Source organism: Burkholderia sp. Ax-1719, assembly GCF_011753055.1.
In the GTDB taxonomy this organism is placed as follows: domain Bacteria; phylum Pseudomonadota; class Gammaproteobacteria; order Burkholderiales; family Burkholderiaceae; genus Paraburkholderia.
In genome coordinates this window covers 128,148-140,758 of record NZ_VWWJ01000016.1, presented here as the reverse complement: position 1 = coordinate 140,758, position 12,611 = coordinate 128,148, and the positions used below count along the sequence as shown (strand labels likewise).

Sequence of the window (12,611 nt, the reverse complement as noted above, 5' to 3'; positions counted from 1 at the left end):
ATGAATGTCCTTACCGCCACCACGACGGCGCACCGCGCCTTCAGGGTCGCGCTCACTGTCGCCGCTGCTGCGGTGGCGGTAATGTGCACGTCGGATTTCAACGCAGCGCAGGGCCAGCCGATCAACGGTCAAGACGGTGCCCCTAGCAACCTCGCCGCGAAGCCGAACTACAGTGACATCGCGGCCCTCGGCAAGCTGATATTTTACGATCCCAAGCTTTCCGCCTCAGGGCGTATGTCGTGTGCGACGTGCCACAACCCCGCACAAGCGTACGGTCCCCCTAATGGCCTAGCAGCGCAATTCGGTGGCCCTGATTTGCGCTCACAGGGCACGCGCGCGGTGCCCACCCTGCGCTATGTACTCGATCGCACTCCAATTTGGACTCATGTGAGGGCGGCTAGCATTGCGGAGCAAATCGAGGAGCAGGATGACTCGCCTTCAGGTGGATTTGGCTGGGATGGACGATTCAATCGTTTGCGTGACCAAGCCACGTTTCCACTTTTTAATCCTAATGAGATGGACAACCGAGACGCCGCCTCGGTGGTCGCAAAGCTCGCGCGTGCTCCGTACGCGGATCGCTTCAAGCAGGTCTTTGGCGAAACAGTGTTCGGTTCACCGGGCGTGGCTTTGCGCGAGGCTATGACGGCAATTGAGCGCTATGAACTTGAGGACTCAGACTTCCACCCGTACACGAGCAAGTTCGACTATTACCTCGACGGTAGGGTACAGCTGAGCGCGAGCGAGCTTCGTGGGAAGACGCTGTTCGACGATCCCAAAAGCGGCAATTGCGCCTCCTGCCATATTGATCAGCTAGGCGTGAACGGCGCACATCCCCTGTTCACGGATTTCCAGTTTGAGGCGCTTGGCGTGCCGCGCAATCTCGAACTGCGCGTCAATCGCGATCCGAGTTACTACGACGAAGGGCTGTGCGGTCCACTGCGAAAGGATTTAGCCGACGACAAGGCGATGTGCGGCCTATTCAAAACTCCGACGTTGCGTAACACGGCAACGCGCCACGTATTTTTCCACAACGGGCGCTTCCATACGCTTCGTGACGCGCTACGTTTCTACGTGCAGCGGGACACGAACCCAGAGAGGTGGTATCAGCGAGACCGCGCTGGGAACGTGATTAAGTACGACGATCTCCCGCCAGGTGTGCGCGTCAACGTGGACACTACTGATGCGCCACTAACCTACAAAAAGGGCGATAAACCAGTGTGGAGCGAGCACGATATTGACGATGTTATTGCATTCCTGAAAACTCTTAGCGATGGCTATAACGTGGCCGCGCAGTCCAACAAGACGCCATGACTTGAGTCGGAAAAGAACCCCCGCGGCGTTGCGAAGGGGGCGAATGGCAATTCAAGGATTGTCAATAAGAGCGGCAACAGTTGTGTGGGAAAGCTGCGGCGAAAACTTCATGGGACCGGCACCTTCCCGCACGCTTGGGCACGATATTCCAGCGCCACAACGAGGGTTTTTCCACGCCAGTCGGATCGTGCTTGGAGCAGCGTGGTACGCCTTTGTCGAAGCTTTCTCAAACTCGTCGCGCACGGCAATAGAAGAATATCGCGATAGTCGCACTTGCCCATGGACTCAGCGGATTCACGTCAAACATCTGCCGGCCGTCGTTGTCGCTCATCTTAGCCGGCGAAGCACCGATACCATGCCTGCGCCCCGTCGGTTCGCTTAAACGATGCGCGGTTGACGCAACGTAGCGCTCGCATAACTAGCTCTCTTACTAGTTTTCGCCTTCTGGGTCGCGCATGCGTCCTTGCATTCAGCGTTCGCCCTCCTCCAGGGCCAAAATGCTCCGGCGTTTGGCCCTGTGCCGTGGTGTCTTTCGCCCCGTAAGTCCTCGGATGTGTTGCGAGCGGTGACGGCGGATTAGGTGTTAACCCATAGAGACAAGGAGCCCTCACGCAACTAATCTTTGGATACAGAGTTCAGAACACAGACATCAGTATCCGAAGATGGTCAGAACCATGAATCGGTCCCTATCAATACTGGAGGCAAGTCATGAGCGTCAAGTCGGACAAGTTGGATGAGCAGAAGAGTGCTGGTGGCGCGGCGCCCGTCGCGAAGAAGCTGATTCCCTTTGGCGGGTATTACACGAACAAGGTGCCGGAGCACGACCCCGAGCTCACCGAAACTGGCCCAGGGACGCCGATGGGTGAATTCATGCGCCGGTTCTGGCATCCGGTCTGCATGTCGATCGAACTGACTGATACCCCTCGCTTCCTCAAGATCCTCAACGAGGAACTCGTTGCCTTCCGGGACAAGAGCGGTCGGGTCGGAGTGCTGCACGCGCACTGCGTGCACCGAGGCGCTTCCCTCGAATACGGCGCCATCCAAGAGCACGGCATCATGTGCTGCTATCACGGCATGGTGTTCGACGTCGATGGAAAGTGCCTCCACGTTCCGTTCCCCAAGGGGGAAGAGAAAGAGGCTGAAAAATTCGCCTGCTCGATTCGTCAGGGCGCATACAAGGCGGTCGAGCGTAACGGTCTCGTCTTCGCCTATATGGGGCCGCCGGAAGAGGAGCCGCCGTTCCCGGAATGGGAAGGCGACTTCACGGTGATGGAAGGCGATGAACTCGTTCCGTACAGCAACTTCCAGCACTGCAACTGGCTGCAGGTCCAGGACAACGCGGCCGACAACTACCATCCGACCGCGCTCCACGCCGGCAAGAACGTTGTTGGTGGCAACTTCCAGGGCACGACGTTCGACGAAGTCGGCGCTGCATCGATGGAGGTGGCCCCCGATATGAACTTCGTCCCGGTGCAGAGCGGGCGTAGCCTCGCATGCGCGGGTGCGCGCCGCGTCGATAAGGACAAACTGTTCGTGCGCGTGCAGCATCAGGTGCTTCCGAACCTCAGTCTGCATGCTTATACGTCGGAAGATGGCTCTAAGAAGAAGCTCTTCAGCCGCTTCCACATCATCCGCTGGACCGTGCCGGTGGACGACGAGAACAGCAAGATGATTGGCTGGCGCGTCATGGGCCCCGGCATCGACACGCGCGGCGTCGGCAACAAGGAGATGGTCGGTTACGAAACCATCGACTTCCTGGAAGGCCAGGTTGCGATGCGACGTCCGGAGCGCTTCGGCAAGTACAAGCTCGAAGACATGCCGCCGATTCCGCCGAACCATCGCGAACGCGCTAACTACAAGGAAGCGCAGTACGCGCCCGGTGACTACGAAGCCATCATCAGCCAGCGTCCCATCGCCGTTCATGCGCTCGAGCATCCAACGCGCTTCGACGCAGGGCTGTACCAGTTCCGCAAGATGCTGCGCGATGCAGTGCGCGGGACAAATCCGGCTTCTTCCGCCCAGGGCTTCTCCGACTGGTTCCGAGAGCTTGCCGGCGCGCCGAACAGCTTCTGCTCAGGCAACGTCTTCGAAATCGCGGAAGGCGAAACCGTTGAAGACGAGGTCGTTCGCCGTCGCAATGTACTCAAGTCGGTCGTCGAAATCCTGACCCAGAGCGACTCCATGAAGGGACAAAAGCGCGCCGAGTTCGTGCGGGGCAAGTTCGACGAACTCGAACAATCGCTGAAGCGCTAAGCCATCGTGGCGCGGACGCATCCGTGTCCGCGCCCGCCCGCTAGGGCTTTGGCGAACGCCTGTAGTTTGCCTCGCAAGGACAACAAATGGAAACCGTACTGGAAGCAGAAGAGGCCGTCGAGGATATCGATGCAGAAACCCTTGACGTCAGGGTCAAGCAGATTCGCTACGAAGGCAAAGGCATTAACTCCTACGAGTTGACGAGCCCGTGCGGTGAGCAACTGCCTCCATTCGACGCTGGAGCGCACATTGATATACATCTGAAGAACGGCATCGTCCGGCAGTATTCGCTGTGCAACTCCTCAGCCGAACGCCATCGCTATGTCATTGCCGTGCTTAAGGACGAGAACGGCAGGGGCGGTTCGCGCGCAGTGCATGAAGGGCTCGGAGCCGGTGATGTCGTCACTATCAGCAAACCGCGGAATCACTTTGCACTCACGCGTGACGCCAAAAAGGTCGTACTCATCGCTGGTGGTATCGGAGTGACGCCCCTGAAAGCGATGGCACACGAACTCGAAGAGCGTGGCGTCGACTTTGAGATGCACTACTGTGCCCGCAGTCCCGAAGCAGCAGCGTTCGGTCCGGAACTCGACGGCATGCGTCGGGCAGGAAAGCTGCACTACCACTTCGATAACGGCGCGGTTAGCAACCAACTCGACATCAAGCAGCTTCTTGCGCAGCCAAACCCGGGGACGCATGTGTATTACTGCGGACCCGGTGGATTCATGGTCGCGTGTGCGGACGCAGCGAACCATTGGCCCAAGGGCACCGTGCACTTCGAGCATTTCAAGGCGCCAGAGCAGCCGAAGCGTGCGCCGGGCGGCACCGAGCATGCCAGCGGATGCGAAGTGACGATTGCGAGCACCGGCCAGGTCATTCATCTCAAGGCGGAGCAAACTCTCTCCGACGCGCTTAATGATGCTGGTGTCGCAGTTGCGACGTCGTGCTGCGCCGGGCTGTGCGCCACCTGCAAAGTCAGGTATCTCGAAGGCGAGGTCGAGCATAACGACTTCATCCTCAGCGACGAAGAGCGCCAGCAGTACCTGACCACCTGTGTTTCAAGGCCTACCAGCAAAACGCTTGTTCTTGACCTCTGAGTCGCCTGCTGTGGGTTTTATTTGCGGCTGCCTCACACACTGTTGCAGCTGAATTATCGACGCGCCTCGCGCTACAGCACCACCGGTGCAACCAATTGGAATCAGTATGAAAGTCTTCTACGATAAAGATGCCGACCTCTCCCTTCTCAAGAGCCGCAGTGTCGCGATCATCGGCTACGGCTCGCAGGGGCACGCTCACGCGCTGAACCTGAAGGACAGCGGCATCAATGTCAGCGTGGGCCTGCGCAAAGGTCCGTCCTGGGAAAAGGCCGAAAAGGCCGGCCTGAAGGTCTTGAATATCGCTGACGCCGTCAAGGAAGCCGACATTATCATGATGCTCCTTCCAGACGAGCGTATCGCTGACGTGTACCGTAGCGAAGTCGAACCGAATGCGCGTAAGGGCGCGGTGCTCGGCTTCGCCCACGGGTTCAATATTCACTATGGCCAGGTCGTGCCGCGCGCTGACCTGGATGTGGTGATGGTCGCTCCGAAGGCTCCCGGGCATACGGTGCGTAGCACCTACGCAGCCGGAGGCGGTGTTCCGCACCTCATCGCGGTCGCGCAAAGCCCGTCCGGCAGCGCCCGCGAAATCGCGCTCGCCTATGCGGCTGCTAACGGAGGCGGCCGAGCGGGCATCATCGAAACGAGTTTCCTTGAGGAAACCGAGACAGACCTTTTTGGTGAGCAGGCCGTCCTGTGCGGAGGTCTGGTGGACCTGATCAAGGCTGGCTTCGAGACGCTGGTTGAAGCCGGCTACGCGCCAGAAATGGCGTACTTCGAATGTCTCCATGAGGTCAAGCTCATCGTGGATCTCATCTACGAGGGGGGCATTGCGAACATGAACTACGGCATTTCGAATAATGCTGAATTTGGTGAATACGTGACCGGACCGCGGATCGTCACGGATGCGACCAGGCAGGCCATGAAGCAGGTCCTGCGTGACATCCAGACTGGCGAATATGCCAAGAGCTTTATCCTCGAGAGCCGTGCTGGCGCGCCCACGCTTCAGTCGCGTCGTCGCCTGACCGCCGAGCATCCTATTGAGACCGTGGGAGCACGGCTGCGGGCGATGATGCCGTGGATCAGCAAAGATGCACTGGTAGACCGCTCGAGAAACTAAGGACGGGCAAGCCGCGTGGACTGAGGTGCATCGACGGTCTGCGCGGCCCCCCATCACGGCGGGGTGTATGCATCATGACATCGAAGTTGATTCAGACTCCATCGCGAACCGACTACGTCGAAGAGGTCTATAAAGTGCTCATCGACGCCATCTGTGAAGGCTCGCTGGCTCCCGGTACTCGCCTGACGCAGGAGGAGATAGCGGAGCAACTCTCGGTATCTCGCTCACCCGTGCTTCAGGCACTACGGCTACTCAAGAAGGATGGATTAGTTCATGACGCACCTCGCCGAGGCGTCGTCGTTGCCCCGTTGGACTTGCAGTGGCTCAGCAGTCTCTACGAAATTCGCGGAACACTTGACGCTCTGGCGGCAAAGCTTGCCGCCAACAGGCGAACCAGGCTGGACCCTGCACTTATTACTCGCGGGCGCCAGGCGTCTCTAAGTGCAAATATCAGAGCGATGATTGACGCAGATATGGAGTTCCACTTTGCCGTCTATGCGGCGTCTGGCAATCCGTTAATCGCTGAAACGGCGCGTGTCCATTGGGCCCATCTGAGAAGGGTCATGGGTGAAACGCTTCAAGCGTCGGGTCAGCGGGCGTCGATATGGAATGAACACGAGGCCATCGCCAAAGCCATCGAAGCTGGGAAAGCTGAGGCGGCGGTTGAATATTCAGATCTCCATACTCAACGAGCTCACGAGCATCTCGTTGCCGAACTCACAGCCGTACTGGGAGAAGACGGTAATGGAAGGGCGGTAGATGTGTCTCTCAAAGCTTTGCCCGTTTGAAGCAGCCTCGGAGAACGCTGGGCCTTCCTAGCGCGGCCCATAGCCTAGCCTGCGAGGGATGCCTTCTCAAGGCCGGCTGTCTTAAAGAGCCAGAGTCTGAAGCGTTTGACCTTATCGACGTCTCGCTCTTCTTCGCGATAGGAGAAAAAGTGCGTCTCGCGGCTGAGTTTTGCGAACTCGAGGTCCCCGACGATGACGAGGTCCCCACGGGAAAGTTCACGCTCGGCGAGCCGTGTGGTTTCGAGTGCTACACCCATACCGTCAACCGCGGCTGAGAGCACAAGAGCCGCGCGGTCGAATGAAGGACGGGCTGTATGCGGGAGTGGCATGTCGTTGAGCTTAAACCAGTGAGGCCACGTGATGCCGCTGAGCTGTGAATCGATAAGGGTGAGTTTTTGTATCAATTCACGTGGCTCGCTGTCGGAGCGCAGTAGTGACGGAGAGCACATGGGCACGATCCGTTCTTCGCCCATCGGGAGCGCGACAATGCCGGTCCTTTGGACGACGCGGCCATAGGAGATAGTCACATCAACTTCCCTGTCACTGGTGAGGTCAATGGGCATCGCGCCCGATGAAAGTCGGATTGTGATGTCAGGGTTTTCGCGCATAAATTCAGGCAAGCGCGGGCCTAGCCATTTGGCGGCAAAGCTGGGAGCGCTGTGTAGCGCGAGCACCTGGGCAGTGGGCGCAAGACTTACTTCGTTGCAGGCGGCTTCGATGACGTCAAATACGCGGCCGAGGCTTTGCTGGAGACGAAGTCCCTCTGGCGTCGCCTCTACCGTTCGGTTGCGTCGTGCCAATAGTCGGCGCCCGAAGTAGTCCTCCAGTTCACGAACCTGGTGGCTGATTGCTGACTGTGTGAGGTGCAGTTCCTCAGCAGCACGTGTGAAACTCTTCAGGCGCGCGGTTGCTTCAAATGCCCTAAGTAGTACGAAATTAGGAAGGCGCCTCATGTTCGTCTCCATGCATGAACCTCATTCATGGTTGTATGAACAGCTATTGTTTGTCAACTGTTCTTTCAAGGCCGACGATGTCGATATCGGTCTTTGTTTTCAGGCACCGAAGCATAAGTTGCGAAAGTGAAATCCATTCGCTTCAAGTTTCCATCACCAAATCTTGTAGAAGGAGAATGACCATGTCCACAGTCGCCGAACATCCTGCCGATTCGATTGTGAAAGCAGGAAAGGTTTCGATTTATCAACCGGAACAGGAGGGACTGGTTTTTCCTGAGCTTCCGACGTTCAAGACGGTGGAAGAGCATCGCCAGCACCTTAAGGAACGTCTCGTGGCCGCATGCCGAGCGTTTGCCATCCACGGCTTCGATTACGGATTTGCCGGTCACCTGACCGTGCGCGACCCGGCTAATCCCAGTCTCTACTGGACGAATCCGATGGCGGTGCACTTCTCGCAGGTCAAAGTCTCGAACCTTATCTGCGCGGACCACAAGGGCACAGTCGTCGAGGGCGAATACGCCATCAATCGCGCAGGCTTCGTTCTGCACGCGGCGGTGCACGAGCAGCATCCGGACATCGTCGCGATGTGCCACGCGCACACGGTGTACGGCACAGCGTTCGCCTCGCTTGGCAAGCCGCTCGCGCCCATCTCGCAGGATGCGGCCGCCTTCTACGAAGACCACGTAGTCATCGGCGACGAAGCGGGTAAGGTCGCGGTCGAGGTAAAGGGTGGCAACAAGGTCGCGAACGCTTTCGCTGGCGTCAAGGCTGCAATTCACCAGAACCATGGCTTGCTCACCGCAAGCCGGCACAGCATCGACTCGGCTGCCTTCTGGTTCATCGCCCTGGAACGCTGCTGCCAGCAACAACTGATGATTGAAGCAACGGGTGTCACCCCGAAGGAAGTCACCCCAGAGCGCGCTCGCTACAGCCGCGAGCACGTCGGAAGCGACTACATCGGCTGGCTCCACTTCCAGACCATCTGGAACGATCTCGTCGCCACGCAGCACGACATGTTCGACTAATCAGCGTTTAGCGAGCTCTCGACCTCCGGAGGAGCATCGAGTTGCTCCTTTGGGGGTTACCAACGTGGCGGAGACAAAGCACATAGAGCACCCGCCAATGAAGAAAGACCCCCTAGGAGACAACAATGAGTTCCCACAGCCCTGCCGCGTATGTGGAAGGAGGCGAGTCGTCTGCATTTGCAAAAGCAACGATGCGACTCGTGCCGTTCCTCTTTCTATGCTATCTAGCGGCATATCTGGACCGAATCAACGTTGCATTTGCCAAACTGCAGATGCTCAGCGACCTTGGCCTGGACGAGGCCATCTACGGGTTCGGAGCAAGTGTGTTCTTCATCGGCTACCTCTTGTTCGAGGTTCCGAGCAATCTGATGCTTCTGCGCGTCGGCCCGCGGCGGTGGATTGCGAGAATCATGGTGACGTGGGGCATTATTTCGGCGTGCATGATGTTCGTACGGACTCCCGTCGAGTTTTACGTCATGCGGTTCTTGCTGGGCGTGGCTGAAGCTGGATTTTTCCCGGCAATCGTTCTTTACCTGACGTACTGGTTTCCTTCGTCGAGGCGCTCCAAGGTCACGGCGCTGTTCATGACAGGCATTCCGATGTCAGGTGTCATTGGCGGCCCTCTATCGGGTTGGCTCATGACACAGCTGGGTGGCGTGCACGGGATGGCCGGGTGGCAGTGGCTTTTCCTACTGGAAGGTATCCCGACTGTCGTCTTTGGCGTCATCGCATTTTTCTACCTCGACGACAAGGTTCAAGACGCAACCTGGCTCAGCGAGAGTCAAAAGGCTGCTATCGAGCAGAAGCTGCGAGATGAGGCGCCGAAGGGGGCGCTACATTCCGCGCTGGACGGTTTGCTGAATCCGAAGATTCTTCTCGTCAGCGGCATCTACTTCTTCTACACGATGGGACTCTATGGCGTGAGCTTCTGGCTCCCGACGCTGATAAAGTCCAGCGGCGTCTCCGACCCGCTCAACGTCGGCTTGTTGACTGCTATCCCCTATGCAGCAGGCGCTATTGCGATGTTAGTGGTCAGCCAGAGCTCTGATCGCACCGGAGAAAGACGCTGGCATTTGATTGTGCCAGGCCTCGTTGGTGCGTTGGGCCTTGCAATGAGCGTTTCGTTCGCGCACTCAACCGTGCTGGCGATGATTGGACTGACGATTGGAACGATGGGCGTGATGACGACGATTTCCCAGTTCTGGGTGTTGCCTCCGGCGTTCCTGGGTGGAGCTGCCGCGGCGGCCGGGCTCGCGCTGGCGAATTCGGTCGGAAGCATCTCAGGCGTGGTCAGCCCGTCGCTAATTGGGGTAATCAAGAACGCAACGGGCTCGGCAGGTGCGGGCGTGTTGGTGCTCTCCGTCAGCCTGCTGGTAGGTGGTGCACTGGTACTTCTTGTTCCGCCAACTCTCGTCAACTCCAACCGGAAGTAATTGCCGGAGTGAACGAAGCGGCCGACGGCGAGCCTTTGGCCAGTGGCGTAGTGGTCGGTGTGCCCCTTAGCGCATGGATGTGCCTGGGGGCACGTTTTTCATTCAACCGGGCTGACCGCCTCGCTCATATGCTTGACTAGGTTTTCGCGAGCAAATTCCGCGTGCTGGAGGCTGAGCTTTGCCGCGAGTTCCTCGTCGCCCTTTGCGATGGCATCTGCGATTGCAGCATGTTCGTCCCAGACAGTCTTGCGTTGGCCGACAACCTGGTGGACCGCGCCCATCACACGCCGTAGGTGCATCCAATGCAGACGGGCATTCTCGACAATCAGCGGGTTGCCCGAAGCGGTGTAAATGGCGATGTGGAACGCCATATCGGCCTCTATCATCGCCTTGATGTCTGAACCCTTTGATAACTTCCTGCCGTTCGCAATCAACGACTTGTCCAATTTCACCTGCTTTCTGGCCGCGAGTCGGGCGGCAAGGCTGTCAAGCGCACCCCGGAGCTCGTAAAGATGACCAATCCGCTCAGGGTCGAGCGGTGTCACCTGAAGCCCGCGGCCAGGCGCGTCCTCTACCAGTCCATCTTTCTTCAGCAGCCGGAACGCCTGCAGGACTGGCGACCGGGAGACGGCCAGCTGCTCCGCGATCTCCTCCTGGACAATACGTGCCCCAGGGGCGATGGAGCCCTCGCTGATGGCATCCAGAAGAACACGATAGACCTCATCGACGTAATCTGTACGAGCCTGAATTTTCAGAAGTGCTGACATGGCGACGGTCACTATGAATACAGAATACCGTAAGCATACCAGTATGGGATGGGAGCACGAAGGCGCGTAGGCTTGCGCGATATCAATGGCGCGAACTCAGGTGGCGCACAGTCTCCTGGCTGGGCGAAGGGCGTGTTACAGCCTGCAGAAAACGGGGTCATATTGCGATTGCGGCTCGACTTTCGCAGCGGGACTGCTTAAGGAAAGTATGGCGCGGACGCCTGCGACTTAATCGTTATTCTTGGCGATCTGAAGGCTCGCAAACCAGATGCGCAAATCAGTGCTGAGGCTAGCGACGTGCACAAGTCAGTTCGTCAAAGGCAGCTAATACGAATTTGCGATTGCAACCATAGAAACGCCCCGCCGTGAACCAACATTGCCAATATCGCTACATCATCGACGAGTTCAGATTGTTATCAAAATTGATATAAGTCTATTATCAGCTGCTCCTCTGGGAATCAGGCACCATTAAGAAAACGGCTGCGAGCGCGCAGCAATGAAGGCAGGGTAAGCGTGGATACAGTCAATCAGATGCGTGTATTTGTCAGAATTGTCGAACGTGGTACCTTCACTGGCGCTGCAACCACGTTAGATACAAGCCCAGGCGCGATTTCGCGCGCGATATCGGAGCTGGAGGGACGACTGCGGACGCGGCTTTTCAATCGGTCGACGCGCAAGGTAGCTCTGACGCCGGCCGGGGAAATCTACTTGCAACGTTGCAAGCAAATTCTCGCCGACATTGAGCAGGCGGAGGAAGAAGCGGGTGATGCCCAGAAGCGGCCGACTGGAAAGCTGCGCGTACACAGTTTCACCGGGATTGGCCAGTACTATGTGTTGCCAGCAATCAGGGAGTACCGCTCTCAATACCCGGACGTCAAGGTGCAGCTTTCAATGTCGCAGCAAAATCCGGCCCTCTTTGAGGGAAGCACGGACGTCGCAGTGGTTGCAACGTCATCAGCACTTCCTGACTCAGACCTAATCTCACATCTGCTAGGAGCTTCGTTTAGTGTGCTCTGCGCGTCACCAGAATACCTTCGGAAGCGAAGTGCTCCGAGTGAGCCAGATGAGCTCATTTCTCACGAGTGCCTGATTCTCCATACGCCGGCGTTTCCGGCGTACGAGTGGCTTCTCGAGAGTGAAAAAGGAAGCGAATCGATGAAAGTAACGGGCTATGTGGAGCTGAACACGGCGGAATCCATCGCGCTCGCCGTGCGTGCAGGTATGGGAATTGGCGTTTTGCCTGTGTACTCGGCACTTGATGGCTTGGCGGACGGAAGTCTGGTGCGGGTGCTGCCGAACTACACATTGCAGAGGATGAACATTTACGCGCTCCATCCAACACGGCGATATATAGATGCGCGAATCAGGACATGGATTGATTTTTTGCGGCGGTTCATGCCGACCGTCATCGCTCGCGACGCGGTTATACTCAAGGACTACGGCGCGCCAGGAGAAGTGGTAGTTTGAACGCCACGCCACTGAAACTTCAGAGATGGTCGAACGCATTTTACGCGGTGCTGCCAATCGACCCATCCCTCTCTCTGAACAAAGAGGTAGCGATTCCCCAGAGTCGGTGCAGAATTTCGGAGATAACTGCTAAAGGGAAATCATTAGTTAATCTAACAGGTGTTGATCCCTAGGCGCATCCGTGACCTACGGAAGGTTCGCCAGCTCGGCAAGCATCTGGCCGGTCTGGTTCGGATCGTCGTCGATAGCCTCCTTTGTGACCTCATGGGCAACGAGGAGACAGTGTTGACATCTACGGCTACCTGCACGTAGTAGCCCATCATTCCGGAGCCACGGCCCCTCGTCGCCATGGAGCGGGCATCGAGATTAGTTAGCGAGATCAGTACATCAGGTAGAC

At 57.7% G+C, this 12,611-nt stretch carries 10 protein-coding genes and 1 pseudogene; 8 read left to right on the top strand and 3 right to left on the bottom strand.

Features of this window, described 5'->3' with window-relative positions:
* From F3J17_RS23855 to F3J17_RS23835, 5 genes are all read left to right on the top strand, one after another.
* Complete coding sequence (locus F3J17_RS23855; protein WP_240161133.1) at positions 1-1,311, top strand: cytochrome c peroxidase; 1,311 nt, start codon at positions 1-3, stop codon at positions 1,309-1,311.
* 708 nt (positions 1,312-2,019) lie between these two features.
* The gene (locus F3J17_RS23850; protein WP_167064687.1) at positions 2,020-3,564 is read left to right on the top strand and encodes a Rieske 2Fe-2S domain-containing protein; all 1,545 of its coding nucleotides are present in this window, start codon (positions 2,020-2,022) and stop codon (positions 3,562-3,564) included.
* Positions 3,565-3,650: 86 nt separating this feature from the next.
* Entirely contained in the window at positions 3,651-4,661 is a 1,011-nt protein-coding gene (locus F3J17_RS23845) for a PDR/VanB family oxidoreductase (RefSeq protein WP_167064684.1), read from the top strand.
* A 106-nt stretch (positions 4,662-4,767) separates the two neighbouring features.
* On the top strand, positions 4,768-5,781 hold the full coding sequence (ilvC, locus tag F3J17_RS23840) for a ketol-acid reductoisomerase (RefSeq protein ID WP_167064681.1): 1,014 nt from the start codon (positions 4,768-4,770) through the stop codon (positions 5,779-5,781).
* A 74-nt stretch (positions 5,782-5,855) separates the two neighbouring features.
* Positions 5,856-6,569 (top strand): GntR family transcriptional regulator, encoded by a 714-nt coding sequence (locus F3J17_RS23835; protein ID WP_167064678.1) that lies wholly within the window; start codon positions 5,856-5,858, stop codon positions 6,567-6,569.
* A gap of 44 nt (positions 6,570-6,613) precedes the next feature.
* Here F3J17_RS23835 and F3J17_RS23830 read toward each other — a convergent pair whose 3' ends face one another.
* Positions 6,614-7,534, bottom strand: a complete 921-nt coding sequence (locus tag F3J17_RS23830) for a LysR substrate-binding domain-containing protein (protein ID WP_240161132.1) — start codon at positions 7,532-7,534, stop codon at positions 6,614-6,616.
* A 170-nt stretch (positions 7,535-7,704) separates the two neighbouring features.
* On the opposite strand from F3J17_RS23830, the gene F3J17_RS23825 reads away from it, so the two are divergent.
* A complete protein-coding gene (locus F3J17_RS23825) occupies positions 7,705-8,547 on the top strand; it encodes a class II aldolase/adducin family protein (protein WP_167064675.1) in 843 nt (280 codons plus the stop codon).
* Positions 8,548-8,672: 125 nt separating this feature from the next.
* Positions 8,673-9,980, top strand: coding sequence for an MFS transporter (locus tag F3J17_RS23820; protein ID WP_167064672.1), 1,308 nt, complete (start codon positions 8,673-8,675; stop codon positions 9,978-9,980).
* Between the two features lie 98 nt (positions 9,981-10,078).
* On the opposite strand, the gene F3J17_RS23815 is transcribed toward F3J17_RS23820, so the two are convergent.
* A complete protein-coding gene (locus F3J17_RS23815) occupies positions 10,079-10,747 on the bottom strand; it encodes a GntR family transcriptional regulator (protein ID WP_167064669.1) in 669 nt (222 codons plus the stop codon).
* Positions 10,748-11,260: 513 nt separating this feature from the next.
* Between F3J17_RS23815 and F3J17_RS23810 the strand changes: the two genes are divergently transcribed.
* Positions 11,261-12,214, top strand: a complete 954-nt coding sequence (locus F3J17_RS23810; protein WP_167064666.1) for a LysR family transcriptional regulator — start codon at positions 11,261-11,263, stop codon at positions 12,212-12,214.
* 255 nt (positions 12,215-12,469) lie between these two features.
* Here the strand turns inward: F3J17_RS23810 and F3J17_RS36335 are convergent.
* A pseudogene (locus F3J17_RS36335) lies at positions 12,470-12,606 on the bottom strand (IS5/IS1182 family transposase); the annotation flags it as partial.
* Between the last annotated feature and the right edge of the window lie 5 nt (positions 12,607-12,611).

Bases quoted from the DNA above. Each gene is read 5' to 3' on its own strand.
- F3J17_RS23855 (WP_240161133.1), top strand. From the start codon at position 1: ATGAATGTCCTTACCGCCACCACGACGGCGCACCGCGCCTTCAGGGTC.
- F3J17_RS23850 (WP_167064687.1), top strand. From the start codon at position 2,020: ATGAGCGTCAAGTCGGACAAGTTGGATGAGCAGAAGAGTGCTGGTGGC.
- F3J17_RS23845 (WP_167064684.1), top strand. From the start codon at position 3,651: ATGGAAACCGTACTGGAAGCAGAAGAGGCCGTCGAGGATATCGATGCA.
- ilvC (WP_167064681.1), top strand. From the start codon at position 4,768: ATGAAAGTCTTCTACGATAAAGATGCCGACCTCTCCCTTCTCAAGAGC.
- F3J17_RS23835 (WP_167064678.1), top strand. From the start codon at position 5,856: ATGACATCGAAGTTGATTCAGACTCCATCGCGAACCGACTACGTCGAA.
- F3J17_RS23830 (WP_240161132.1), bottom strand. From the start codon at position 7,534: ATGGAGACGAACATGAGGCGCCTTCCTAATTTCGTACTACTTAGGGCA.
- F3J17_RS23825 (WP_167064675.1), top strand. From the start codon at position 7,705: ATGTCCACAGTCGCCGAACATCCTGCCGATTCGATTGTGAAAGCAGGA.
- F3J17_RS23820 (WP_167064672.1), top strand. From the start codon at position 8,673: ATGAGTTCCCACAGCCCTGCCGCGTATGTGGAAGGAGGCGAGTCGTCT.
- F3J17_RS23815 (WP_167064669.1), bottom strand. From the start codon at position 10,747: ATGTCAGCACTTCTGAAAATTCAGGCTCGTACAGATTACGTCGATGAG.